General features: G+C 70.0%; 20 protein-coding genes. 10 read left to right on the top strand and 10 right to left on the bottom strand.

Going from position 1 to position 25,726, the window contains the following annotated elements; translation table 11 throughout:
- Positions 1–62: 62 nt before the first annotated feature.
- From recC to FOZ76_RS04895, 5 genes are all read left to right on the top strand, one after another.
- Positions 63–3,584, top strand: coding sequence for an exodeoxyribonuclease V subunit gamma (gene recC, locus FOZ76_RS04875; protein ID WP_143947004.1), 3,522 nt, complete (start codon positions 63–65; stop codon positions 3,582–3,584).
- On the top strand, positions 3,581–7,285 hold the full coding sequence (gene recB / locus FOZ76_RS04880) for an exodeoxyribonuclease V subunit beta (protein WP_143947005.1): 3,705 nt from the start codon (positions 3,581–3,583) through the stop codon (positions 7,283–7,285). The genes recC and recB overlap by 4 nt, the downstream gene beginning before the upstream one ends.
- The gene (gene recD, locus FOZ76_RS04885; protein ID WP_246129287.1) at positions 7,282–9,429 is read left to right on the top strand and encodes an exodeoxyribonuclease V subunit alpha; all 2,148 of its coding nucleotides are present in this window, start codon (positions 7,282–7,284) and stop codon (positions 9,427–9,429) included. The genes recB and recD overlap by 4 nt, the downstream gene beginning before the upstream one ends.
- A 78-nt stretch (positions 9,430–9,507) precedes the next feature.
- Entirely contained in the window at positions 9,508–10,191 is a 684-nt protein-coding gene (locus FOZ76_RS04890; protein ID WP_143947006.1) for an HAD family hydrolase, read from the top strand.
- Between the two features lie 134 nt (positions 10,192–10,325).
- The gene (locus FOZ76_RS04895) at positions 10,326–10,982 is read left to right on the top strand and encodes a thiopurine S-methyltransferase (RefSeq protein ID WP_143947007.1); all 657 of its coding nucleotides are present in this window, start codon (positions 10,326–10,328) and stop codon (positions 10,980–10,982) included.
- Positions 10,983–11,042: 60 nt separating this feature from the next.
- On the opposite strand, the gene FOZ76_RS04900 is transcribed toward FOZ76_RS04895, so the two are convergent.
- The 5 genes from FOZ76_RS04900 to FOZ76_RS04920 form a co-directional block, all read right to left on the bottom strand.
- On the bottom strand, positions 11,043–11,231 hold the full coding sequence (locus tag FOZ76_RS04900) for a hypothetical protein (protein WP_143947008.1): 189 nt from the start codon (positions 11,229–11,231) through the stop codon (positions 11,043–11,045).
- Between the two features lie 9 nt (positions 11,232–11,240).
- Positions 11,241–11,831: a 3-phenylpropionate/cinnamic acid dioxygenase subunit beta gene (locus FOZ76_RS04905; RefSeq protein WP_143947009.1), complete on the bottom strand. Its 591-nt coding sequence runs from the start codon at positions 11,829–11,831 to the stop codon at positions 11,241–11,243.
- Positions 11,832–11,851: 20 nt separating this feature from the next.
- Positions 11,852–12,640, bottom strand: coding sequence for an SDR family NAD(P)-dependent oxidoreductase (locus FOZ76_RS04910; protein ID WP_143947010.1), 789 nt, complete (start codon positions 12,638–12,640; stop codon positions 11,852–11,854).
- A gap of 5 nt (positions 12,641–12,645) precedes the next feature.
- A complete protein-coding gene (locus tag FOZ76_RS04915) occupies positions 12,646–14,013 on the bottom strand; it encodes an aromatic ring-hydroxylating oxygenase subunit alpha (RefSeq protein ID WP_143947011.1) in 1,368 nt (455 codons plus the stop codon).
- A gap of 109 nt (positions 14,014–14,122) precedes the next feature.
- Positions 14,123–15,118 (bottom strand): 2Fe-2S iron-sulfur cluster-binding protein, encoded by a 996-nt coding sequence (locus tag FOZ76_RS04920; RefSeq protein WP_143947012.1) that lies wholly within the window; start codon positions 15,116–15,118, stop codon positions 14,123–14,125.
- Between the two features lie 119 nt (positions 15,119–15,237).
- On the opposite strand from FOZ76_RS04920, the gene FOZ76_RS04925 reads away from it, so the two are divergent.
- Entirely contained in the window at positions 15,238–16,020 is a 783-nt protein-coding gene (locus FOZ76_RS04925; RefSeq protein ID WP_143947013.1) for an IclR family transcriptional regulator, read from the top strand.
- Positions 16,021–16,164: 144 nt separating this feature from the next.
- The gene (locus FOZ76_RS04930) at positions 16,165–17,166 is read left to right on the top strand and encodes a Bug family tripartite tricarboxylate transporter substrate binding protein (protein ID WP_143947014.1); all 1,002 of its coding nucleotides are present in this window, start codon (positions 16,165–16,167) and stop codon (positions 17,164–17,166) included.
- Positions 17,167–17,334: 168 nt separating this feature from the next.
- Here the strand turns inward: FOZ76_RS04930 and FOZ76_RS04935 are convergent, their stop codons facing one another.
- The 4 genes from FOZ76_RS04935 to FOZ76_RS04950 all read right to left on the bottom strand — a co-directional run bounded on the left by FOZ76_RS04935 (position 17,335) and on the right by FOZ76_RS04950 (position 22,204).
- On the bottom strand, positions 17,335–18,315 hold the full coding sequence (locus FOZ76_RS04935; RefSeq protein ID WP_143947015.1) for a Bug family tripartite tricarboxylate transporter substrate binding protein: 981 nt from the start codon (positions 18,313–18,315) through the stop codon (positions 17,335–17,337).
- A 113-nt stretch (positions 18,316–18,428) separates the two neighbouring features.
- A complete protein-coding gene (locus tag FOZ76_RS04940; protein WP_143947016.1) occupies positions 18,429–19,796 on the bottom strand; it encodes an MmgE/PrpD family protein in 1,368 nt (455 codons plus the stop codon).
- A gap of 144 nt (positions 19,797–19,940) precedes the next feature.
- Entirely contained in the window at positions 19,941–21,104 is a 1,164-nt protein-coding gene (locus FOZ76_RS04945; protein ID WP_143947017.1) for an acyl-CoA dehydrogenase family protein, read from the bottom strand.
- Positions 21,105–21,274: 170 nt separating this feature from the next.
- Entirely contained in the window at positions 21,275–22,204 is a 930-nt protein-coding gene (locus FOZ76_RS04950) for a LysR family transcriptional regulator (RefSeq protein ID WP_143947018.1), read from the bottom strand.
- Between the two features lie 146 nt (positions 22,205–22,350).
- On the opposite strand from FOZ76_RS04950, the gene FOZ76_RS04955 reads away from it, so the two are divergent.
- The 3 genes from FOZ76_RS04955 to FOZ76_RS04965 all read left to right on the top strand — a co-directional run bounded on the left by FOZ76_RS04955 (position 22,351) and on the right by FOZ76_RS04965 (position 25,149).
- Positions 22,351–22,764, top strand: coding sequence for a PaaI family thioesterase (locus FOZ76_RS04955; protein ID WP_143947019.1), 414 nt, complete (start codon positions 22,351–22,353; stop codon positions 22,762–22,764).
- An 83-nt stretch (positions 22,765–22,847) separates the two neighbouring features.
- Positions 22,848–23,762: an SDR family NAD(P)-dependent oxidoreductase gene (locus FOZ76_RS04960; RefSeq protein WP_143947020.1), complete on the top strand. Its 915-nt coding sequence runs from the start codon at positions 22,848–22,850 to the stop codon at positions 23,760–23,762.
- A 148-nt stretch (positions 23,763–23,910) separates the two neighbouring features.
- A complete protein-coding gene (locus FOZ76_RS04965; RefSeq protein WP_143947021.1) occupies positions 23,911–25,149 on the top strand; it encodes a CaiB/BaiF CoA transferase family protein in 1,239 nt (412 codons plus the stop codon).
- Between the two features lie 45 nt (positions 25,150–25,194).
- Here the strand turns inward: FOZ76_RS04965 and FOZ76_RS04970 are convergent, their stop codons facing one another.
- Positions 25,195–25,725: a nuclear transport factor 2 family protein gene (locus FOZ76_RS04970; protein WP_143947022.1), complete on the bottom strand. Its 531-nt coding sequence runs from the start codon at positions 25,723–25,725 to the stop codon at positions 25,195–25,197.
- Position 25,726: the final 1 nt, after the last annotated feature.

The raw sequence follows: 25,726 nt of genomic DNA on the forward strand, positions 1-25,726 counted from the left end.
CGCCCCGGCTGCGGTATCGTTCACCTTTATCCGCCTCAACGGCCCGCGCGGCCGCCACGCCCTTGCACGTCGGCATCACCTTCATCCAGAGCAACCGCCCCGAGCGCCTGCGCGACCTGCTGGTCGCCTGGCTGGGCGCGCACCCGCTCGCGCCGCTCGAGAGCGAGACCATCCTGGTGCAGAGCAACGGGATCGCGCAGTGGCTCAAGCTCGCGCTCGCCACCGATCCCGACGACGATGAGGCGCCGGGCTGCGGAATCGCCGCGGGGCTGGACTTCCTGCTGCCCTCGCGCTTTCTCTGGCAGGCCTATCGCAGCGTGCTCGGCGCCCACGCCGTGCCCGAAGTCTCGCCCTTCGACAAGGAGCGCCTCGTCTGGCGCCTCATGCGCCTGCTGCCCGAGCTGCTCGAAACCGACGCGCGCTATGCGCCGCTGCGCCGCTTCCTGGCCGAGGACGATGACCTGCGCAAGCGCTTCCAGTTGGCCGAGCGGCTGGCCGACCTGTTCGACCAATACCAGGTGTACAGGGCCGACTGGCTGGCCGCGTGGGCCGAGGGCAGCGACGCGCTGCTGCCGGCGCGCGGCGGCGCCGTGGCGCTGCCCGAGGATCAACGCTGGCAGCCCGCGCTCTGGCGCGCCCTGCTGCGCGACGTGACGCGCATGGGCATGGGCGAGCGCGCCGGCCCGGGCCGCGCGGCCGTGCACGAGGCCTTCGTGCAGGCGGTCCGGGACGGCGCCGTGCCGGTGCGCCCGCTGCCCCGGCGCATCGTCGTGTTCGGCATCTCGAGCCTGCCGCGCCAGTCGCTCGAGGTGCTGAGCGCGCTAGGCCGCTACAGCCACGTCCTGCTGTGCCTGCACAACCCCTGCCAGCACTACTGGGGCGACATCGTCGCCGACAAGGACTTGCTGCGCAGCGCGCGGCGGCTCACCCGGCGCCGCGACGGCATGCCCGCCGAACTGACGCCCGAGACGCTGCACCAGCACGCCCAGCCCCTGCTGGCCGCCTGGGGCAAGCAGGGACGCGACTTCATCGCCCTGCTCGAGGAATACAGTACAGAACACCCGGACCTGCACGAGGTGCCGCAGTTCGAACCGGGCGATACCGGCACGCTGCTCGGCCAACTGCAGGACGACGTGCTCGAACTGCGGCCGCTGCGCGAAACGCTCGCGCAGTGGCCGCCCGTGGACCCGGCGCACGACGAGTCCATCCGGTTCCACCTGGCGCACAGCCCACAGCGCGAGGTCGAGATCCTGCACGACCAGTTGCTGGCCGCCTTCAATGCCGATCCCGGCCTGCGCCCGCGCGACGTCATCGTGATGGTGCCGGACATCGACGTCTACGCGCCGCACGTGCAGGCGGTGTTCGGCCAGATCGAGCGCGGCGATCCGCGCTACCTGCCCTTCAGCGTGGTGGACCAGAACCGGCGCGCGGTCGATCCCCTGCTGCATGCGCTGGAGATCCTGCTCGGCCTGCCGCACTCGCGCGTGGCGGTCAGCGATGTCCTGGACCTGCTCGAGGTGCCCGCGCTGCGCGCGCGCTTCGGCATCGCCGAGGCCGACCTGCCGCGCCTGCATGCCTGGATACGCGGCGCCAACGTGCGCTGGGGGCTGCATGGCGAACATCGAGCGGCGCTGGGCCTGCCGGCCGCCCCGGCCGCAGCGGCCAATAGTTGGCTGTTCGGCCTGCGCCGCATGCTGCTCGGCTACGCCGTCGGCGCGCACAGCGACGCCTGGCAGGACATCGAACCCTACGACGACGTCGGCGGGCTGGACGCGGCGCTGCTCGGTCCGCTCACGCGACTTTTCGAGGCCCTCGCCGGCACCTGGAGCCGCCTGTGCGAGCCGGCGGACGTCGACACCTGGTGCGCCCGCCTGAGCGAACTGCTGCACACTTTCTTTCTCGCCGACGGCGACGACGAGGGCGCATACACCCTGCTGCGCTTGCAGGAAGCCCTCGACGACTGGCAGCAGGCCGCGGCCGAAGCCGGCCTCGCCGAAACCGTCCCGCTGTCGGTGGTGGCCGAGCACTGGCTCGCGCAGATGCACGAGACCGGGCTGACTCAGCGCTTTTTCGCCGGCGCGATCACCTTCGCCACCCTGATGCCGATGCGCGCCATCCCGTTTCGCCGGGTGTGCCTGCTCGGCATGAACGACGGCGCCTATCCGCGCACGCGCCCGCCGCTCGACTTCGACCTGATGGGCCGCGACTACCGCCCGGGCGACCGCTCGCGCCGCGAGGACGACCGCTACCTCTTTCTCGAAGCGCTGCTCTCGGCACGGGATTGTCTGCACATTTCCTGGGTCGCGCGCAGCATCCACGACAACACCGAGCGTCCACCCTCGGTGCTGGTGGCCCAGTTGCGCGAGCACCTGGGCGCGGGCTGGCGCCTGTCCGATGACGCGCACAGCGCCGACGACACCGTAGACACCGGCGGCGAGCGACTGGTCGCCGCGCTCACCGTGGCGCACCCGCTGCAGCCCTTCAGCCCACGCTACTTTCCGGCGCAGGCCGAGGGCCCGCTCTACACCTACGCCGCCGAATGGCGGGTCGCCGCGCCCGCCCCTGCCGAAGCGGATGTGCCGCTGCCGCCGCACCTGCGCACCGAGCCGCTGCAACTGGCCGAGCTGGCCGAGTTCCTGCGCGCGCCTGTGCGCGCCTTCTTCCGGCATCGGCTGGGCGTGTGGCTGGAGCTTGCCGATCCGGTCGACGAGGATCACGAACCCTTCGCGCTGGACGGCCTCGCACGCTGGCAACTGCAGGACGAACTCGTGCGCAGCGAAGCCCTGGCGCGGGCCCGCGGCGAGGACGGGCTCGCCAGCCGCGCGCGGACCCTGGCCCGCCTGCAGCGATGCGGCGAGCTGCCCGAAGCGGGTTTCGGCACGGCCGCGGCCCAGGCGCTGACGGCGCCGCTGGACGCGCTGTTCGCGCGCTACGAGGCGGCCCTCGCCCCCTGGCCCGAGCTGGCCGAGGACATCGCCATCGATCTGGACGCCGGGCTGCCGGCAGGCCCGCCCTTGCACGACTGGGTCCAGGGTCTGCGCAGCAACGGATGCGGCGCGCTCGCTCGCGTCGTGCTCGACACCAGCGACGTCGTCAAGGACGGCCACTACCGCCTGGACCGGCTGGTCCGCCACTGGGTCACCCACCTGGCGTGCCACCTCGCCGGCCGGCCAGTGACCACCGAGATCGTCAGCAAGGTCGGCAGCGCCACCTTGCCGCCGCTGCCCGAAGCCACCGCCCGCGCGCTGCTGCGCGATCTGCTCCGCGCCTGGGGCGAGGGCATGCAGCGCCCGCTGCCCCTCGCGGTGCGCAGCGCGTTCGCCTGGCTCAAGGGCCACGATGCGGCCAAGGCACGAGCCGAATACGAAGGCGGCTACCAGCACGACGGCGAGCGCAGCGACCCCTACCTCGCCCGCGCCTACCCCGACTATGCGGCGCTCACGGCCAGCGGCGAGTTCGGCGAGCTTGCCGAGGCCCTGCTGCGCCCGCTGCACCGCGCGGTGTACGGCGACGCGGACCCTACCGGCGACGCCGGCGCGACCCCGGCCAGGCGGGCGCGCGCCGGCGGGAGGGCCCAGCCTTGAGCGCGCCCGTCATCCCCACGCTGGACCCGCTGCGCTTTCCCCTGCACGGCAGCCGCCTGATCGAGGCGAGCGCCGGCACGGGCAAGACCTACACCATCGCCGCGCTCTACCTGCGCCTGGTCCTCGGCCATGGCGGCGAGGACGCCTACCCGCGGCCGCTCGATCCGCCGGAGATCCTGGTCGTCACCTTCACCGAGGCCGCGACCCAGGAGCTGCGCGACCGCATCCGCCGGCAGTTGTCCGCCGCGGCGCAGGCGTTTCGCCAGCCCGCGCACGAGCCCCCGGGCGACGCGTTTCTGCGGCAACTGCGCGACGACCATCCCGAGGCGCGCTGGCCGGCCTGCGCGCACCGCCTGCAGCTCGCCGCCGAATGGATGGACGAGGCAGCGATCCACACCATCCACGGCTGGTGCAATCGCATGCTCGGCGAACATGCCTTCGACAGCGACAGCCTGTTCACGCAGACCCTGGAAGCCGACAACGACGAGTTCCTGACGCAGGCGGCACGCGACTACTGGCGCAGTTTCCTGGTGCCGCTGCCGGCCTCGTCGGCGCAGACCGTGCACGGCTGGTGGCCGCAGGGGCCGGACGACCTGCTGGCCGCCGTGCGTCCGCTCATGCCCTACCGGCACGCCCTGGCCCACGCCGAGCCCCCCGCCCGCGCCCTGGCCGCCGCCGAGCAGACCTGCACCGAACGCCTGGCGGAACTGAAATCCCCCTGGCCGGCCTGGGCCGACGCGCTGCAGGCCCTGTGCGACGAGGCCGTGGCGGCCAAGCAGGTGAACGGCACCCGCCTGCGCGCGCAGCACTACACCAAGTGGTTCGACGCCCTGCGCGCCTGGGCCGCCGACCCGGCCTTGCGGCGGCCCGAGCTCTCGGCGGCGGCCCGCGCCCGCCTCACGCCGGCGGGCATGGCCGAAGCCTGGAAACAGGGCGAGCCGCCCGCGCATCCCGGCCTGGACGCGATGGCTGCCCTGCATACCGCCCTCGACGAGCTGCCGGACGCCCACGACGAGGTTCTCGTCCACGCCGCACGCTGGATCAGCACGCGCTTCGACCAGGCGCTCGCGCAGCGCGCGCGCATGGGCTTCGACGATCTGCTCACGCGGCTTGCCGCCGCACTCGACGGGCCCAACGCCGAGCGCCTGGCCGCGCGCATCCGCCAGCAGTTCCCGGTGGCCCTGATCGACGAGTTCCAGGATACCGACCCCGTGCAGTTCCGCATCTTCGATGCGGTCTACCGGATGCAGGAGAACGCGCCCGACCGGGCCCTGGTGCTGATCGGCGACCCCAAGCAGGCGATCTACGCCTTTCGCGGCGCGGACATCCACACCTACCTGGACGCGCGCGCCCGGGCCGGCGACCGGCTGTACACCTTGCGGCGGAACTTTCGCTCCAGCGCCAGCATGGTGGCGGCCGTCAACCATGTCTTTGCGGCGGCCGAGACGCGGGCCGACGGCAACGGTGCTTTCCTGTTTCGCCGCGACGGCGGCAACCCGGTACCCTTTCTGCCGGTCGAAGCCAGGCACGGCGACGGCGGTTTCGTGCTGGACGGCAAACCCTGCACCGCCGCCCTCACGCTCTGGCAGCAGCCGCGCGCGCAGCCGGAGCGCGCGCTCGGCAAAGGCGCCTACCGCCAGGCCCAGGCCGCCGCCTGCGCGAGCCAAATCGTGCGCCTGCTCGACGCCGGCCTGCGCGGCCGCGCCATCCTCCACGAGAACGGCAAGACCTTCAACCTGCGCCCCGCCGACATCGCCGTGCTCGTCAGCAACCGCACCGAGGCGGCCGAAGTGCGCGACGCGCTGCGCGAGCGCGGCGTGCGCAGCGTCTATCTGTCGGACCAGGATTCGGTCTACCAGAGCGCGCAGGCCGTCGAACTGCAGCACTGGCTGGGCGCCTGCGCGGAACCGGAGAACCCGCGCCTGCTGCGCGCCGCGCTCGCCAGCCCGACCCTGGGCCTGCCCTGGAGCGCGCTGGACCGCCTGGGCAGCGACGAACTCGCCTGGGAGGCCCGCGTGCTGCAGTTCCGCGATTACCGCGAGACCTGGCGGCGCCAAGGCGTGCTGCCCATGCTGCGTCGCCTGATGCAGGACTTCGGCGTGCCGGCGCGCCTGCTGGCGCCGGGCTGGCGCCATCCCGGCGGCGCCTCCGGCGAGCGCGTGCTCACCGACTTTCTGCACCTCGCCGAACTGCTGCAGCAGGCGAGCGCGCTGCTCGACGGCGAGCATGCGCTGATTCGCCACCTTGCCCAGGCGCGCGCCGAGGGGCGGCGCGCCGGCGGCGGCGACGCGCGCCAATTGCGCCTGGAGAGCGACGCGGACATCGTCCAGATCGTGACCATCCACAAATCCAAGGGCCTGGAATACCCCTTGGTGTTCCTGCCCTTCGCCGCCGACTGCCGGCCCGTCGATGCCGGCGCCAAGCCGCCCTGGGTCTGGCGCGACGGCGAGCGCGTGCGCGTGGCCCTGCAGGCCGATGACGCGGTCCTCGCCGCAGCCGACCGCGAACGCCTGGGCGAAGACCTGCGCAAGCTGTACGTCGCGCTGACCCGCGCCAAGCACGCCACCTGGGTCGGCGTGGGCGCGCTGGCCGACCTGCCCCGCAGCGCCCTGGGTTATCTCGCCGGACTGCAGGACGAGGGCGAACTCGACGCGCAGCTTCGGCGCTGGGCCGTGCCCTGCGCGAGCATCGCGGTCGAGCCCGTGCCCATGGGAGACGCGGGCCGCTACGCGCCGCCGGCAACGGCCGACACCCTGGGCCCGGCGCGACAATCCAGGCGCGTGCACCGCGAGGCTTGGTGGGTGGCCTCGTACTCGGCTCTGGCCTACGCCGACACCGCGCACGATCCGCACGCCCCCCAGGACGACACCCCCGACCAGGACCAGTTGCGCGAACTCTCGCACGGGCAGGACGAGATCGCCGCCGCGGCCACCGGCAGCGCCATCGCCCGCGGCATCCATGCGTTTGCCCGCGGTGCGCAGGCCGGCACGTTTCTGCACGACCTGCTGGAGTGGTGCGCGACGCAGGGATTCGCCGCCGTGCGCGCGCAGCCGGACGTGCTGCGCGATCTGATCGCGCGCCGCTGCCAGCGCCGCGGCTGGGAATCGCACATCGAGGCGCTCACCGATTGGATGCTCGCCCTGCTTGAAACCCCCCTGCCGTGCGGCAACGACAGCCCTGCCTTTCGGCTCGGCACGCTTGCCGCCTACCGTGCCGAGCTCGAGTTCTGGCTGCCCAGCCACCGGCTGGACACCGAGCGCATCGATGCCCTGGTGCGTGCGGGCACGCTGCAGGGCGCGCCCAGGCCCGCCCTGCTGCCCCAGCAGTTGAACGGCATGCTCAAGGGCTACATCGACCTCGTGCTCGAACACGAAGGCCGCTATTACGTCGCCGATTACAAATCGAACTGGCTCGGCCCGGATGCCGCCGCCTACACCCCGCAAGCCATGCGCAGCGCCATCCTCGCCTCGCGCTACGAACTGCAGTACGCGCTCTATCTGCTCGCCCTGCACCGGTTGCTGCGCGCCCGCCTGCCGGACTACGACTACGACCGCCACGTCGGCGGCGCGGTCTATCTCTTTCTGCGCGGCCTCGATGCGCCGGGCGCGGGCGTGCACATCGAACGCCCGCCGCGCAGCCTCATCGAGGCGCTGGACGCGGCCTTCGCCGGCCGCGACGCGCCGCGTGGGCGGCGTCCATGAACCGCACACCGCAGACCCGCGCGGCACACGACGGCGCCGGCATGCCGGCCCTGGACGATACGCGCGCTCTGCTCGAGGTGCTCGAGGTCTGGGCCGAGCGCGGCTGGGTGCGCCAGCTCGACGCCGCCTTCGCCCGCTTCCTCGCGCAGGAGGCGCCCGGCGCGCCGGCCCTGCTGATCCTCGCCGCGGCACTCGCCAGCCACCAGCTCGGCCGCGGCCATGCCTGCCTGGACCTGGCCGCGACGCTGCGCGATCCCGCGCTCGCGCTTTCGCTTCCGCCGGATGGCTTGCGGCGCGCGGACGAGGCCAGCGTACCGCTGCCGGGCGAACTGCTGGCCGGCCTGGACCTGGCGGCCTGGCTGGCCGCGCTGCGCGCGCCCGCTCTGCTCGCCGATGGCGACGGTGCCACGCCGCTGGTGCTGCGCGGCCATCGCCTGTACCTGCGCCGCTATTGGCACTACGAGCGCGCCGTGCGGCGCCGCATCGACCTGCGCCTGGACACCGGCCAGGAGGCGCCCGACCCCGCCGCCTCGAGAACGGTGCTCGACCGCCTGTTTCCTTCGGCAGGCGACGGCTCGACCGACTGGCAGAAGCTCGCCTGCGCGCTGGCCGCGCGCGCGCGCTTCGCGGTCGTGACAGGCGGGCCGGGCACCGGCAAGACGACCACGGTGGTGCGCCTGCTCGCCTTGCTGCAGGCGGCGGCCCTGGCACCGGCCGCCGCCGCGGCCCCGCTGCGCATCCGCCTGGCCGCGCCCACCGGCAAGGCCGCGGCCCGCCTGAACGCCTCGATCGCCGGCGCCGTCGCCCGTCTGCCGCTGGCCGGCCTGGCGCAGGCCGAGGACGTCCGCGCGCACATCCCGACCGACGTCACCACGCTGCATCGCCTGCTCGGCAGCCGGCCGGACACCCGGCGTTTCCGCCACCATGCCGGCAACCCGCTGGCGCTGGACGTGCTGGTCGTGGACGAAGCGTCGATGATCGACCTGGAGATGATGGCCGCCGTCCTCGACGCCCTGCCGCCGCGGGCTCGCCTGGTGCTGCTCGGCGACAAGGACCAGCTCGCCTCGGTCGAGGCCGGCGCCGTGCTGGGTGAGTTGTGCGCACGCGCCGAGCGGGCGCACTACACGCCGGCCACGGCCGCCTGGCTGGAAGCGGCCACGGGCCAACCCGTGCCCGACGCCCTGCTCGATCCGCAGGGTATGCCGATCGACCAGGCCATCGCCATGCTGCGGCACAGCCATCGCTTCTCCGCGAGCAGCGGCATCGGCCGGTTGGCCGAGGCGGTCAACGCCGGCCGGGTGCGCCAGGTCGAGTCGGTCCTGCGGCACGGCCATGCCGACCTGGACGTGATCGCCGTCGATGCGCGCCAGGACGAGGCGCTGGCCCGCCTGGTGATCGACGGCGCGCCTGCCGCAGCGCCGCCGGCCCCGGCGCAGGGCGAGCTCTTCGCCGGGCCGCGCGACACGACGCCGCACGCCGCGGCCGACGCTGCGCGCGCCTTCGGCTATCGCCACTACCTCGGCGTCATGCGCGAAGACCGGCCCGCCGCCGGAACCGCGCAGTCTGCCTGGGACGACTGGGCGCGGGCCGTGCTCGCCGCGCACGGGCGCTTTCAACTCCTGTGCGCGCTGCGCCGCGGCCCCTGGGGCGTGGAGGGCCTGAACCGGCGCATCGCGCGCATCCTGCTGCAGGCGGGCCTGATCGACGCGGACGACGGCTGGTACGCGGGCCGCCCCGTGCTCGTCACCCGCAACGACTATGGCCTGGGCCTCATGAACGGCGACATCGGCATCACGCTCGCCGTGCCCGGCGCGGCGCACGCGCCGCCCGCGCTGCGCGTGGCCTTTCCGGGCGGCGCCGGGGGCGACGCCGTGCGCTGGGTGCTGCCCAGCCGCCTGCAGGACGTGGAGACGGTGTACGCGCTCACCGTGCACAAATCCCAGGGCTCCGAGTTCGACCACACGGCGTTCGCCCTGCCCGAGCAGCCCAACCCCATCCTTACCCGCGAGCTGGTCTATACCGCGATCACCCGCGCACGCCGACACTTCACGCTGCTCGAATCCGGCCCGCGCCACCTGCTCGGTTTCGCCGTCGAGCGCCGCGTGGTGCGCGCGAGCGGACTGATGCAGGACGAGCACGGCTGAGACCGGCGCGGCGCCCGTGCGCCGCCGCGCACCGCGGCCGCTGCGGTATCCTTCGCCTTTTTGACGCTCGCCTCCGCCATGTCCTCCTTTCCCTACGACGCCGTGCTCTTCGACTGCGACGGTGTGCTCGTCGACTCCGAAGCCATCACCTGCAGCGTGCTCGTGCAGATGCTCGGCGAACTGGGCTGGACCCTCACCCTGCCCGAGGCCATGGCCACCTTCGTCGGCAAGATGGTCAAGGACGAAGCCGCGCTGATCGAAGCGCGCACCGGCTTCGTGCTCACCGAGGACTGGCTCGCCGGCTTTCGCGCCCGCCGCGACGCCGCGCTCGCGCGCGAGATCGTCGCCATCCCGGGCGCACCCGCCGCGGTCGAGGCGATCCATGTCCTGGCGGGCGGGCGCATCGCCGTCGCTTCCGGCGCCGATCGTGTGAAGATCAACCTGCAACTGGGCAAGACCGGCCTCGCCGGCTGGTTCGAAGGCCGGATCTTCAGCGGCCACGAGATGCCGCGCAGCAAACCGCATCCCGACGTCTACCTGGCCGCCGCTGCGGCGCTGGGCGTGGATCCGCGCCGCTGCGCGGTCGTCGAGGACACCGTCACGGGCGCGCGGGCCGGCGTCGCCGCCGGCGCCACCGTGTTCGGCTACAGCCCGGGCGGCCTGGGGCACAGCGGCGCGCAGGCCCTGCGCGCCGTCGGCGTCGCCCGCATCTTCGACGACATGGGCGCACTCGCGAGCGTGCTGCAAAGCGGCGCGTCATGACATGAACCACCCCCACGCTCACTGCGTTCGCTGCCCCCGGGGGCTTCAGCCGCCTTCGGGCGGACGGGCGGAGGCTGAGGTGGCAGAATCCCGGCATCGACCGCTCGCCCTCTTCATACCGTCGGAGCCCACGCATGGAACCTGAATTCTGGCTGTCGCGCTGGCGCGAAGGCCGCACCCACTTCCACCAGAACCGCATCACGCCGCCGCTGCAGAAATTCTGGCCCGGCCTGGGCCTGGCGCCCGAAGCGCGCGTGCTCGTACCGCTCGCCGGCAAGTCGCTCGACATGCTGTGGCTCGCCGAGCAGGGACACGAAGTCGTCGGGGTCGAACTCTCGGAACTGGCCGTCGGGCAGTTCTTCGCCGAGAACGGCCTGACGCCCGAGCGGCGCCGTTCCGCCCTGGGCGAGCACTGGCGCAGCGGGCGCATCGAACTCATCCAGGGCGACATCTTCGCCCTGGACGCGGACTTCCTGGCCGGCTTCGACGCGGTCTACGACCGCGCCGCCCTGATCGCCCTGCCCCCCGACATGCGCCGACATTATGTGGAACATGTCTATGCAGGCCTGCGCAGCGGCTGCCGGGGCCTGCTCGTCACGCTCGACTATCCGCAGGACGAGATGGACGGGCCGCCCTTTAGCGTGCCCGACGCCGACGTGCAGGCGCTGTACGCGCCGCACACCGAGGCCTCGCTGCTCGATCGCCGGGATTCGCTCGCCAAGGAGCCGAAGTTCCTGGCGGCGGGAGCGAGCCGGCTGGATACGCTGACCTACCGCCTCGCGCGGCGTTGACGGCGGCTGTGCGGCCATTGCGCGCGGCGGCATCGCACGCCGCGCGGGCCGCCCGCGGACTCAGGCCCGCGCTCGTACCGGCGGCGACACGAGGCCGGCGATGTCCTCGCAGAACACGAGCTCCTCGTCTCCCGCCTCGAACCTGGCCTTGACCCACATGCCGTCGCCCGCGTTCTCGATGACTTCGCCGGTGACGCCGTTCGTCAGCCGGATGCACTGGCCGGGTTGTATATCCATCAGGTTCAGCATGATGTCCTCCTAGAAGAAGATCGTGAGATTCTTGGCCAGCAGCACGTTCTGATGGATGCGGATCTCGCGGCTGGCGAGCCTCCAGCCGTGCGCCGTGCGCCGCATGCGGTCCATGCGGTCGCCCACGAAGAAGTACTGCTCGTATTCGCAGCGGTTCTGGTAGATCAGAAAGCGGCTGGAAGTATCGACTTCCAACTCGCCGGCGTCGTTCGTGTCGATTCCCGTCAACTGCACGTTGCTGACGAGCCGGCACACGCGCGAGAGCGGTTCTTCGGCCCAGTGCACGCCGGTCAGGATCTGCTCGGCGCGCTTGGCGAGGGTCCATTTGCCTTCGTTGAACCAGCTCATGTGCTTCTCGCGCGTGGTGTACTCGCGCGTGGCGTGCTCGCCCGCCTTCACGTTGTATTCCATGGGCATGAAGTAGCGCAGGTCTTCGGCCAGCGTGTCGAGCCAGTCCGGGAAGCGCCGCTCGTCGAGCAGGTTGGCTTCGTCGTAGAGGAACTCCTCGATCTCGCGCTTGATTTCGTAATAGCGCGCATCGCGCGCGGGACGCTGGCTTCGCGCTGCGGCCGTCTGGGCTGTTTCGGCGACTTCGGACATGATGGCTCCTTGGATGGCGTTCAGGGCTTGGGCGGAACGGGGCCGCCCTGCAGGGCGAAGCAGCCCACGTCGATCACGGTGCCCGAGATCGCGGCGGCTTCGTCCGACAAGAGAAAGGCAACGGCGTTGGCCAGGTCGCGCCCGGTGGCGGGGCGGCCCGCCGCCGTGCCCGGGGCGGGCTTGCGCAGAAAGGCATCGACGTCGCCGCCGAAGCGCCCGACGCTCATGCCCGACACGATGCCGCCGCCGCCGGGTATGGCGACGTTCACCCGCACGTGGTCATGAAAGTGGTCGTAGGCCATCGCCATGCTGAGCGCGACGATGCCGCCCTTGCTGGCGCTGTAGGCCGCCATGTTGGGCTTGCCCCAGCCCGCGCCGGAACCGATGTTCACGATGGCGCCGCCACCGGCGGCGCGCAGGTGCGGCAGCACGGCGCGGCTCATGAGGTAGGTCCCCTTGAGGTTCACGGCGACGATGCGCTCGAACAAGGCTTCGTCGGTGTCCAGCACCGTGCCCAGCGGGCCGATGGCGGCATTGTTGACCAGGCCGTGGATCGCGCCGTGGCGCGCCATCGTGTGATCGACCACACGCTGCACGTCGGCCGCGTTCGATACATCGGCTTGCAGCACATCCGCGGTGCAGCCGGCGCTGTCCAGCTCGGCCAGCAGCGACTGCGTGCCCTGCGCCGTGCTCGAAACCTGTGGCTGCGCCAGGCCGAAAGCCACCACCCGATGGCCGCGCCGCGCCAGTTCCACCGTGATGGACTGGCCCAGCCCGAAGGTCCCGCCGGTGACGATGATCACGCTCATGTCGCTCACCCCGCGATGCTCGCGGGGCCGGCATCCCTGCGGCCCAGCAGCGTGTCCCAGTCGGCGCCGTTCATGTAGTCGCGCCAGCGGCGGTAGAACTGCCGCGGGTTCTCCTCGCTCACCTGCAGGCTCACGTTGCCCGCGACCGGGCCATCGGTGCCCACTCTGCCCAGCGACTGCGTATAGTTGTATGGATAGCGCTTGGCGATCACGCCCCGGCTGCCGGCCGTCGCATAGTTCCAGTTTTCCATGTCGTCCTGCTCGGTCATGCCCGCCGGGCCCGAATAGCGCATGTAGTAGCTGCGCAGGAAGTCCTTGACCTCCTGCGGGGCATCGGCGTCGACGAGGAAAAAGCGCCAGGCTTCCGTCGACTCCGGCCCGTGCGGATGCCAGACGCACAGGTTGCGCGGCTGATTGCCGTGGAACGACACGTTGGGGTAGATCGTGCCCACGAACGGGATCAGCCGGTGGCGCTCGGCGCCCAGGCGCTCCTTGCGCTTGGCATGGGCTTCGCGGAAATACTCGGCCACCACCGGATTGTTCTGGTAGGTGTTCAGGAACTCCCAGTCCTCGGGCATGATCGCGCTGTGCACGCCGTGGCCTGCCGGGAAGTTGACCCAGACGTGCCGGGCCTTTTCCATCTCGTTGTCGCGGCGGCCTTTCACGCCGGCCTCGGCGCTGGGGCCGATGCCGATCAGGTCCACCGAGCGGTGGCTCACGTTGTGGTAGGTGTCGCCCAGGAAGTTCTCCGCGGCAAACTTCCAGTTGCACGGAATGATCCACTTGTGCACGCCGAACAGCACCTCGGAGCCGCCCTCGCGCCCGTCGCGACAGTCCAGCGCCAGGTCCAGGTGGGTCTTCGCGTCGCCCAGGTAGGTCAGCAGATCGGGGGCATCCTTGTCCCAGCTTGCCCACACCGTGCCCTTGTACGTCTCCATCCTCGGCACCTCGATCAGCGACCACGCCTCCTTTTCCATGCAGCCCTCGTACAGGCTCTTGAACTGCGGCACGCCGAAGAGCTTGCCGTCGGTCGTGTAGCTCCAACTGTGATAGGGGCAGGTGAAGAGCTGCGTGTTGCCGTGGTCGTACTGGCACACCTTCATGCCGCGGTGCCGGCAGGAGTTCAGAAAGACATGGACCTTTCTTTTCTTGTCGCGCGCGAGGATCACGGATTCGCCGCCCATGCGAGAACTGAAGAAGTCGCCGGGCTCGGGAATCTGGCTTTCGTGGCCGACGAACAGCCACGCACGGGTAAAGACCTTCTCGAGCTCCTCCTCGTAGATATCGCGGCTGGAGAAAATCTCGCGGCCGATCTCCCCCTTGCGCAGATCGATCAGGGAGTTGTAGCGGGATTCAGGGGTGATGGAGATCATGGGTGCTTTCTCTGTGTTCCGTAGGTGGGTATTCCTCGGCGGCTCGGACCGGACGTCCGGTCGGCGCCCGCGCGGCGCGCGGCGAGATCCGTCGGGCGAAGGGCAAGGTTCAGTTGAAGCGCTCGCAGAGCACCTCGCCGCGCGGCAGTCCGGCCGCCTGCACGGCGGCGCGGCCGGCTTCCACCATGGGCGGTGGCCCGCATAGATAGACGCGGGTGGATGGCTCCAGCCTCAGCCCGCCGATCAGGTCCGTGGGGTAGCCGGCGTGGCTCTCGCGATCCGCGCCCTGCTCCAGCGCCAGCCTCACGTCGAGCTGCGGCATCTCGCTGCGCAGGGCCTGCAGCTCCCCGAGAGCGAACAGATGTTCCGGCGTGCGCGCACCGAACAATACGGTGGTGGGAACGGCGCGCGCGGCAGGACTCATCGCGCGCAGCATCGAGAGGAAAGGCGCCATCCCGCTGCCGCCGGCCACGAACAGGCGCGGACGCGGCTCGTCGCGCAGGAAGAACGTGCCGTGCGGCGCGCTCAGCGCCACCCGGTCGTTGGCCCGCGCACCTGCCAGCCAGCTCGAAAAGGCACCGCCGGCCACCAGGCGGATGAAGAATTCCAGGCGATCGCTGCCGGGCGGGTTGGCCATGGAGTAGGAACGGGCGATCGCCATGCCCTGCGGTTGGATGCGCACGTATTGGCCGGGCTCGAAAGCCAGCGCCTCGTCGATCGCCAGTTCCAGACGCACGATGTCCGGCGCGGTGCGCTCGAGCGCGAGCACTTCGCCGGGGATCGGCGGCGCCTCCTCGGCCAGCGCCTCGCTGGCGTCGTACGGGAACGCCACCGCGCACGGCGCGCTGGCGCGGCAGACGCAAGGCAGCACGACGCCCGCAGCGCGGTCATCGTCGGGCAGCACGGAAGGATCGTAGTCGTCCATCTGCACCGTGCCCGACAGCAGTTGCGCCGTACAGGTGCCGCACTGACCGTTGGCGCAGTCCGTCAACAGGTTGAGGCCCGCCGCCGCGGCCGCGTCGATCAGCTTTGCGCCGCGGGCAACCGCGAGGCGGCACGAGACACCGTCGGCAAAAAGCAGCGTGATGGGGATGTGGGAACTCATCGCGTCTCCGTTGTCCATGAGTCGGACAGTAAATTCATTCTATGGACATATCTCGTTTGTTGTCAACGCGTCCGCGTGATGGACAATGTGGTTTTCATTCGATCGAGGAACCGCAAGCCATGGCAACCACCACCGAGAAAAGCGAGAACGTGCGTGCGGTAGGCCGCGCGCTGGAGATCCTGCTCGCCTTCACACCGCAGGATGTCGAGCTCTCGCCCGCGGAGCTGCTCAAGCGGGTCGACCTTTCCCGCCCGACGCTGTATCGGCTGCTCTACACCCTCGAAGAGCATGGGTTCCTGGTGTCCGCGGGCGAACCGCAGAAGTTCCGCCTCGGCCCCTCGGTGGCCAGACTGGCCCATGTCTGGACATCCAGCCTGGACCTGTCGCTGCTCGCGCAGCCCGTCCTGCAGCGGATCTGGCGCGAGACCAGCGAGACCGTCGCGATGTTCGTCCCGCAGGGGCCGTTGCGCCTGTGCGTGGCGGAGCTGCCCAGCCCGCAACCGCTGAACTTCAAACGGGGCGTGGGATATACGGAGCGCATCGTGCGCGGCGCCTCCGGGCGCGCCATCCTCGCCTACATGGACGCCGCGCCGGAAGAGCTGCGGGAATATCTCCGGGATTCCGGTGTCGATCTCAAGGTGCTGCAGGAGGAACTGGTACAGACCCGCAAACGGGGCTATGCGAGCAGCCACAACGAGCTCATTTCCGGCGCGGTCGCGGTCGCGGTGCCGTTCTTCGATCGCCACGGGGCCGCGGCCGGCTCGATCGGGGTCTTCGGCCCTGAAGTGAGACTCAACGCCAGCCGGCTCAAGCAGGTCGCAAAGCTGCTCGTCGAGGAGGCCGCCACCCTGTCGGGCATGCTGGGCCATAGCGCAGAACACAGCGCAGAAGCGCGCATGTGACACCGCGAGCAGCGCATATCCACTGTGCGGACTGCGTGATCAGAATTTGACCTACGTCAAAATCTGTCCGTAAAATGGACTCGGTATCCGCTTGACGGATGCTCGGCCCAGGTCGACCCATGAACAAGTACAGGAGACATCGCAATGCTCAATCGCCCCGTCCGCGCCCGTCGGGCGTATCTTCGCGCCGTCTGTACGGCCCTGGCCGGCGCCGTGCTGTCGGCTTTCGCATCCACCGCAGCGGCCGACGGCTACCCTGAGAAGCCGGTGAGCATCGTCGTCGGCTTCGCGCCGGGCGGCACCAACGACATCCTGGCGCGTCTGGTCTCCGCCAAGCTGCAGGAGCGGCTCAAGCAGAGCTTCGTGGTGGAGAACAAGCCGGGCGCCAGCTCGGCCATCGGCACCGGCTTCGTGGCGAAAGCCAAGCCCGACGGCTATACGCTGCTGGTGTCCTCCAGCGGCGGCCTGACGGTGAACCCGGCGGTGATGAAGGGCCTGTCGTACGACCCCATGCAGGATTTCGAGCCCATCGCCCTGCTCGGCTCCTTTCCGCTGATCGTGACCGTGCCGGCGGCGCTGCCCATCGCGAACCTGAAGGACCTGGCGCAATACGCCACCGGCACCCAGGACGGCAGGCTGGACCACGGAGTCGCTTCTTCATCCTTCCAGCTCGCGGCGGAAACGCTGTCGGCCGCCTCGGACATCAAGTTCAACCACGTGTCCTACCGTGGTTCCGGGCCGGTGGTGGCCGCCTTGCTGGGGCAGGAAATCCAGGTCGGCGTCCTGGACAGCGCGGCCGTGATGCCCCAGGTGCAGGCGGGCAAGCTGAAAGCGCTGGCCGTGACCACCGGCAAGCGCTCGGCCGCTTTCCCCGACATCCCGACCGTCGCCGAAAACGGCTTTGCGGACTATGACGTGACGATCTGGACCGGACTGATGGCCCCCAAGGGGACGCCCGAACCGGTGCTGGCCGCGCTGCGCACCGCCGTGGCGGACATCCTGAAGGAGCAGGACACCGTCGAGAAAATGCACGCGCTGGGCATGGACCCGGGCAACACGGATTCCGCGGCGCTGAGCGAACGCATCGCCCAGGACATCGCGCGCTGGGATGAGGTTGCGCGCGCCGCGAATCTCAAGCCCGAATGACGCATCCGGAAGGCGCCTTCATGCCGAGACCTTCCTGTCCCGATGCCTCGCTGGCCTGCAGCGCATCGACCCGGGCCGCACGGTCAAAAAAAAGCGGGCCGCGACAGCGGCCCGTAAAATTCGGAACGATGGAGCCGGCCCCTACACCGGCTCCATTTTCCGCCCTCATCAATCGATCTTGACGTTCGCGCGCTCCACGATGGAGGCCCAGCCCTTGCCGTCGCGCACCATCGCCTCCTGCATCTCCTCGGGGGTCGTCCCGCCGGGGCGCAGGCTCAGGGCCGTCAGGCGCTCGGTCATCTCCGGGCTCTTGACGATGCGCATGACCTCCTGCGAGTACTTGTCCAGGATGGGCTTGGGCGTGTTCGCCGGCAGCAGCAGCGCGAACCAGCCGTTGGCGTCGTAGCCGGGCTGGCCCAGTTCCTTGAGCGTGGGCGCGTCCGGGGCGATGGATACGCGGCTGCCGCCGGTCACCGCCAGCACCTTGACCTTGCCCGACTTCAGGTGCGGGCCGGCCGAGGTCACGTCCACGAAGGCCACGTCGAGTTGGCCGCCCATCACGTCGACCATCGCGGGCGCCGCGCCCTTGTAGGGAACGTGGATCACGTCGACGTCGTTGTTCAGCTTGAAGAGTTCGACGTGCAGGTGCGAGGACGTGCCCGCGCCGTAGGAACCCGCCGACAGCGCGCCCGGGCGCTCCTTGGCGGCCTTGATGATGTCGTCCACCGAGTTGAAGGGCGATGTGGAAGGCACCAGCACCAGGTCGGACGAATACGCCACGATGGAGACCGGCTGGAAGTCCTTGAAGACGTCGTAGGGCAGGTTCTTGTAGAGCGGCGGCTGCTGGATCAGCGAGGTGATGCCGATCATCGCCGTGTAGCCGTCCGGGGCCGCGCGCGCGACCTGGCTGCCGCCGATCTGCCCGCCCGCTCCGGCGACGTTGTCGACGATCACGTTCTGGCCCCAGGCTTCCTGCAGGCCCTTGCCGATGATGCGGCCGATGGTGTCGGTGCCGCCGCCGGCGGGGAACGGGATCACCAGGCGGATGGGCTTGTTCGGAAAATCACCGGCGGCGTGCGCCACGCCCACCAGTCCCAGTGCGGCCATCAGGGCCGCGGCGCCGAATCGGCGCGCTGCGTTGAACGACATTGTCTCTTCCTTCCCGTGCTGACGGGCATGGCGGCCGGCCTGCTTTTGTTGTGACGGCCGCGGTGTGGCAAGCGCCCGCACGGCACGGCCGTACGGGCGCACCGGTATGCGGTTCAGCGGCGCGCGCCGAACCAATCATTCACATGGGGTTGCGCCTCGAGGCTCCAGACCCGTGCGAACAGCTCGTGCATCTCGGCCTGCGAGGCGCTGTCGCTGTAGCGCGCGAGCTGCAGGGCCTTGGCCTGCAGCTCCTCGCGCGTCAAGGTATTGCCGGGGTCGCCCTTGGGCACGTCCACGCGCGCCTCGAGCGTGCGGCCGTCGCGGGTCTGCACCGTGACGCGGCCGATCCACTGCTTGGGATAGGCCGCGTCGATCTCGGCATCGAGCAGCATCTCGACCCGATCGCGAAACGCCGCAACCTTCGCGTCCGTGAGCGCATGGTCGTCGAACTCGTTGAGCCCGGCATGGCCGTGCACGGCCACCAGCCCGAGCACCGTGCCCATCGAGAACTTGGCCTGGTGCACCGTGCGCGGGTCGAGCACCGGGCCGAGCACGTCGATCGCGCCCTGGTGCACATGGGCGGTGACCGCCTCGATGTCGTCCCAGGCGAGCTGCTCGCGCACCATCAGCACCTTCAGCGCATCGGCGGCCGGGTGGGTGTGGCGGCACGAGGCGAAGTACTTGAACGAGGTCTCGGCCGTGGCCCAGCGCGTGCCCAGCCCGTCGACCAGGCGCGAGGGATCGGCATCGCTCGACATGCCGGCGGCGAGTCCCTGCGGCCCGCACAGGATGTCGCGCGCGCCGGTGAAGCCGTCGCGCGCCAGCCAAGCGGCCATGAGGCCATCGGCCGCCGCCTTGGCGGTGTGTAGCTGCTTGGAATCCGCCGCGTCGCGCAGGAACTCCCACAGGCCCGCGGCCTGCGTGCCGGCCGAGCCCAGGGCCTGCGCCATGCGTTCGGCGTCGAAGCCCCAGAGCTTGCCCACGGCGACGGCGGCGGCCAGCGTGCCCACCGTGGCGGTGGTGTGGAAGATGCGGTAGTGCGAGCGTCCCAGGAACTCGCCGATGCGGATGCCGGCCTCGTAGCCGGCGATCGACGCCAGCAGCACCTCGGCGCCCGTGCGCTGCTCGTCCTGCGCCACCGCCATCACGGCGGGGAAGATCACGGCCGCGGGATGGAACACCGAGCCGTTGTGCACGTCGTCCTGCTCGACCACGTGCGAGGCCGCACCGTTGACCAGGGCGGCGAAGTACGGCGAGGTGTAGGCTCGCGTGCAGAAGATCTGCGCGCTGCCGTCCTGCGGGCCGGCCGCCTGGGCGAAGCGCGCGATGCTCTGCACCGGCTTGGTGCCCTTGCCGGCCAGCGCCGAGGCGAACCAGTCGAGAAACAGATCCTTGGTCTTTTCCACCACCGGCGTCGGCACGTCGTCGAGCGTGAACTCGGCGAGGAACCGGCACAAGGCCTGGGTCGGATTGTCAGTCATCGTCAAATCTCCGTGGCGTGTGCCCGCCGCAACGCATGCAAGCACACCGCATGATCCAGGGCACAGCGGATCCGGCTTGGCCGGCCCGCCAGTGCCCCCCCCCCCGGGGGGGGGGCGCGTAAGCGCGTAGGGGGACCTCAACTTTCAGAACGAACGCGGCATGCCGAGGATGTGCTCGGACACGAACGAAAGAATCAGGTTGGTCGATATCGGCGCCACCTGGTAGAGACGGGTCTCGCGGAACTTGCGCTCGATGTCGTACTCGGCGGCGAAGCCGAACCCGCCGTGGGTCTGCAGGCAGGCGTTGGCGGCTTCCCAGGACGCGTCGGCCGCGAGCAGCTTGGCCATGTTGGCCTGGCCGCCGCAGGGCTTGCCCGCATCGAAGAGTTCGGCGGCCTTGACGCGCATCAGGCTGGCGGCCTCGATATTGACGTAGGCGCGCGAGATCGGGAACTGGATGCCCTGGTTCTGGCCGATGGGCCGGTCGAACACGCGGCGCTCGGTGGCGTAGCGCGCGGCGCGCTCGGTGAACCAGTAGCCGTCGCCGATGCACTCGGCGGCGATCAGGATGCGCTCGGCGTTCAGGCCGTCCAGGATGTACTTCAGGCCCTTGCCTTCCTCGCCGATCAGGTTCTCGGCCGGGATCTCCAGGTTGTCGAAGAACAGCTCGTTGGTCTCGTGGTTGACCATGTTGCGGATCGGCCGTACCGACAGGCCGCGGCCGATGGCGTCGCGCAGGTCGACGATGAAGACCGACAGGCCCTCGGACTTGCGCTTGACCTCGGCGAGCGGCGTGGTGCGCGCCAGCAGCAGCATCAGGTCGGAGTGCTGCACGCGCGAGATCCAGACCTTCTGGCCGTTGACGACGTATTTGTCGCCGCGGCGCTCGGCGACGGTCTTGAGCTTGGTCGTGTCGGTGCCGGTGGTGGGTTCGGTCACGGCCATCGACTGCATGCGCAGCTCGCCGGAGGCGATGCCGGGCAGGTAGCGCTGCTTCTGCTCGGGCGAGCCGTGGCGCAGCAGGCAGCCCATGATGTACATCTGGCCATGGCAGGCGCCCGAGTTGCCGCCGTTGCGGTTGATCTCTTCCATGATGACGGAAGCCGCGAGCAGCGGCAGACCCGGGCCGCCGTATTCCTCGGGGATCAGGGCGGACAGCCAGCCGGCGCCGGTGAGCGCGTTGACGAAGGCCTCGGGGAACGCGTTCTGCTCTTCGATCTTCTGCCAGTAGGCGGAATCGAAACCCGCGCAGAGGTCGCGCAGGGCGGCGCGAATGTCGGGATAGAGATCGTCCTGGGTGGGGGTCATGGGTGCGGCCGTCCGTCTTGTATCGTAGGGTGACGCGCCATTATGGGGGCCGTCCCCACCCGCCCGAATTCGGCTTTCCGAAAGAGCGCCTTAGCTTGGCGGAAAGCCCGCCCGGCCGGGCCGCCCGCCGCGCGCGCCGGCGCGCCGTCCACCCTGCCCGCGGCTACGGATCACGCCGCCGCCGCCCCGATCTTGGCCGTGCGCGCCGGCTGCGCCGCGCGCACCAGGTGCTCGATGAATGTTTCGGCAAAGCGCGGCAGGTCCCCGCCCGGGCGGCGGCACACCTGGATCTCGCGATGTGCCCACTCGTCTTCGAGCTGGATGAGGCGCAGCGCCTGGCGGTTGTTGTAGCGCTCGGCGCTGGTGAGCGGGATCACCGCGATCCCGGCATTGGCCTCCACCATCCGGCACACCGCGTCGAAGCTGCCCACCTGGATGCGCAGGCTGATGCGCTTGCCCATGGCATTGGCGATGTTGTCCAGGAAGGACTGGATCGCGCTCACCTGGCTGATGCCGACGAAGCGGTAGTTGTCGAGCAGGTCGGCGAAGCGGGTGCGCTTGAACTGGCGCATCGGGTGGTTCACCGAGGCGATCACCACCAGCTCGTCGCTGAACAGCGGCAACGCCTCCAGGCCATCGATGGCCACGTTGCCGGCGACGATGCCCAGATCGGCCGCGCCACTGTTGAGCGCCGACACGATATCCTTGGAAAGCTTCTCCTCGAGCTCGACATCGACCTCCGGATTGGCCGCCAGAAAGCTCGACAGCGCATCCGGCAGGAAGGAGTTGGTCGAGGTGGTGTTGGCGAGCACGCGCAGGCGCCCCTTCACGCCGCTGGCGTAGGGCTGCAGGTCGGCGTGCATGCACTCCAGCTCGCGAAACACTTCGCGCGCGTGCGCCAGCAGCGTTGCGCCCGCGGGCGTCAGGCTCACGCCCTTGACCTGGCGCACCAGCAGCGGTGTCTGGAAGGCGTCTTCCATCTGCTTGATGCGCGTGCTCGCCGCCGGCAGCGACAGAAAGCTGCGCTCGGCCGCACGGGTCAGGTTGAGTGTCTCGCCCACATTCAGAAAGAGGCGCAAATCGGTCAGGTCGTACCGCATGTTCCATCACGCAAAAGCGTGCCTTCAGTAAACCGGAGTTCCCCGGTCCAGCCTGCAGAATCTATCATGCTTCGTTGGGCAGGCGCCCCGGCCCCCTAAAATGCCCGGGCCGTATCTGGAATACGGCGTTTCCCAAGGATCGACACATGAGCACGCAGGACCCCATCGACTACTTCGGCATCTCCGTTCCGTTGATGCAGTACCTCGGGCTGCGCCCCGAGCAGATCGGCGAAGACTACTGCCGCACCTGCCTCACCCTGCGTCCGGAGCTCACCAACAGCCGCGGCGACATCCACGGCGGCACACTGATGGCCATCTTCGACTTCACCATGAGCGCGGCGGCGCGCGGCCATGCGCCCCACAGCGTGGGCGTGATGACGATCGAAATGTCCACGCATTTTCTGGAAGCCGCCACCGGCGACATCATCATCGAGGGCCGCTGCATCCGCCGCGGCCGCTCGATCGCCTTCTGCGAAGGCACCATCACCAGCGAAGACGGCGAAAAGCGCGTGGCGGTCGCCCGCGCCACCTTCAAGCTGGTCCAGCGCCGGGACGTCTGAGGCCCTTGCCGGCGCCCGCGCAACGCAGTAGAACCCCGACGCAGTAGAAACCCGATATTCATACCCAGACACAGGAGAGATCCATGAGCGACATGGTCAAGGACAAGGTAGTCATCGTCACCGGCGCCGGCGGCGGCATCGGCCGTGGCATCGCCCTCGCGATGGCCGCCTCGGGTGCCAAGGTCGTGTGCAACGACCTGGGCGTCGGCCTGGACGGCAAAGGCGGCGACGTCGGTCCGGCCCAGCGTGTGGTCGACGAGATCCGCGCGGCCGGCGGCCAGGCCGTGGCCAACACCGACAGCGTGGCCGGCGCGGCCAGCGCCAACCAGATCGTGCAATGCGCCCTGGACAACTTCGGGCGCATCGACGCCGTCGTCAACAACGCCGGCAACCTGCGCGACCGCATGTTCCACAAGATGAGCGAGGAAGAGTTCGGCCAGGTGCTCGAAGTGCACCTGTTCGGCACCTTCCACGTCAGCCGCGCCGCGGCCAATCACTTCCGCGACCAGGAAGGCGGCGCCTTCGTGCACATGACCTCCACCTCCGGGCTGATCGGCAACTTCGGCCAGGCCAACTACTCGGCCGCCAAGATGGGCATCGTCGGCCTGTCCAAATCGATCGCGCTCGACATGGGACGCTACAATGTGCGCTCGAACTGCATCGCGCCCTTCGCCTGGAGCCGCATGACCAGCTCGATCCCGGCCGAAACGCCCGAAGAGAAGGCCCGCGTCGCCAAGCTGCAGAAAATGGAAGCCGGCAAGATCGCGCCGCTCGCCGTCTACCTGGCCAGCGATGCCGCCAGCGAAGTCAGCGGCCAGATCTTCTGCGTGCGCGCGAACGAGATCATGCTCTTCAGCCAGCCGCGCCCGATCCGCTCGGTGCAGATGTCCGAGGGCTGGACGCCCGAGTCCGTCGCCGAGATCGCCATGCCGGCCATGAAAAGCAGCTTCTACAAGCTCGAGCGTTCGTCCGACGTCATTTCCTGGGACCCGATCTGATCGGCTGCGCCAGGCGCCCCGCGGCCGGGACCAGCCCGCCGCGGGCGGCCCGTTCCGGTTTCGCCGCGGCGCCCCCTGTGGCGCCGCGCTGCTTTTTTGGTCGTACATACCGCCGCGCAAGAGCGCGGCGCCTTACTGGAAACCCTTCATGACCCAGCGTCTCGCCCCCCTCTCCGGTATCCGCGTCCTCGACCTGTCCCGCGTTCTCGCCGGCCCCTGGTGCACCCAGAACCTGGCCGATCTCGGCGCCGAGGTCATCAAGATCGAGCGTCCCGGCGCGGGCGACGACACGCGCACCTGGGGCCCTCCCTTCCTGCGCGACGAGAACGGCGAGGACACCACCGAGGCCGCCTACTACCTGAGCTGCAACCGGAACAAGAAATCGGTGACGATCGACATCGCCACCGAAGAAGGCGTGGCCACCGTCAAGGAGATCGCCAAGATCAGCGATATCGTGGTCGAGAACTTCAAGGTCGGCGGCCTCAAGCGCTACGGCCTGGACTACGCCAGCCTGCGCGAGCTGAACCCGCGGCTGATCTACTGCTCGATCACCGGCTTCGGTCAGAGCGGCCCCTACGCGCCGCGTCCCGGCTACGACTTCATGATCCAGGGCACCGGCGGGCTGATGAGCATCACCGGCGAGCGCGACGGCCTGCCCGGCGCCGGCCCGCAGAAAGCCGGCGTGGCCGTGGCCGACCTCTTCACCGGCATGTTCGCGACCGTGAGCATCCTCGCCGCCCTGCAGGAGCGCAACCGCAGCGGCCTGGGCCAATACATCGACACCGCCCTGCTCGACTGCCAGGTGGCGATGCTGGCCAACCAGAACCTGAACTTCATGACCTCCGGCGCCACGCCCCGGCGCGCCGGCAACGCGCACCAGAACGTCGTGCCCTACCAGGTGTTTGCCGCCGCCGACGGCCATCTCATCGTCGCCGTGGGCAACGACGGCCAGTATCGCGCCTACTGCAACGCCATCGGCCGCCCGGAGCTGGGCACCGATCCGCGCTACGCGACCAACCGCGGCCGCATCACCAACCGCGACGCGCTGATCCCCGTGCTCGAGGAGATCATGAAGACCGGCAAGCGCGACGAATGGCTGGCCAGGCTCGAGGCCGCCGGCGTGCCCTGCGGTCCGATCAACACCATCGACCAGGTCTTCGAAGATCCCCAGGTCAAGCATCGCGAGATCTGGCGCACGCTGCCGCACCCGACCGGCGGCACGGCTCCCACCACGGCAAGCCCGATCCGCCTGTCCGAGACGCCGGTGGAGTACCGCAACGCCCCGCCGCTGCTCGGCCAGCATACCGAGGAAGTCCTGCGCGAGGTGCTGGGCTGGGATGCCGAGCGCATCGAGCGGCTCCTGGCCGGCCAGCGCAGCGCCGGCTGAGTAAGCGTACCTGCTGCCACAGCCCTTGCGTCGAGCAGCGATTCTTCAGCCCAGCACGGGCAACTGCTCGCGCACCCAGGCCGGCGCGCGCTGCCGGGCGGCATGGGTTTCGCACCACGGATACGGCAACGCGCCCACCCAGCCCAGCACCGCATCCTGGTGCTCCGGCGAAAACCGTTCCATGCGGGCGATCGTGATGCGCAGCGAGCGCACCTGGCCGGTGGCGGGCTCGAAGCTCCAATCGTAGCGGCCGTGGCCCAGCCGCACCACGCCGCTGCCCTTCTCCGTCATGGCGACCAGCCAGTCGCTGCTGAAGGCGCGCGCCCGGTCCACGTCCGGCGCGGCGCACAGGCACAAGGTATAGATGTTCTCGTAGCTCAGGTTGAAGCGCGAGACCAGCACGTCGGCGACGGCCCCCACGCCCTCCACCGTCGGCGGAAAGTCGATGGCATCGGTCTGCACGACCATCTGCAGCGACACATCCTCGATGAATGCCGTGCGCAACAAGTGCGGACGGTTGCCGTCCTTGGCGTGGATGTAGGCCGAGATGGCCTGCGCGGGAGTCAAGGCGGGCATG

The organism is Verticiella sediminum (genome assembly GCF_007558815.1).
Lineage (GTDB): Bacteria > Pseudomonadota > Gammaproteobacteria > Burkholderiales > Burkholderiaceae_B > Verticiella > Verticiella sediminum.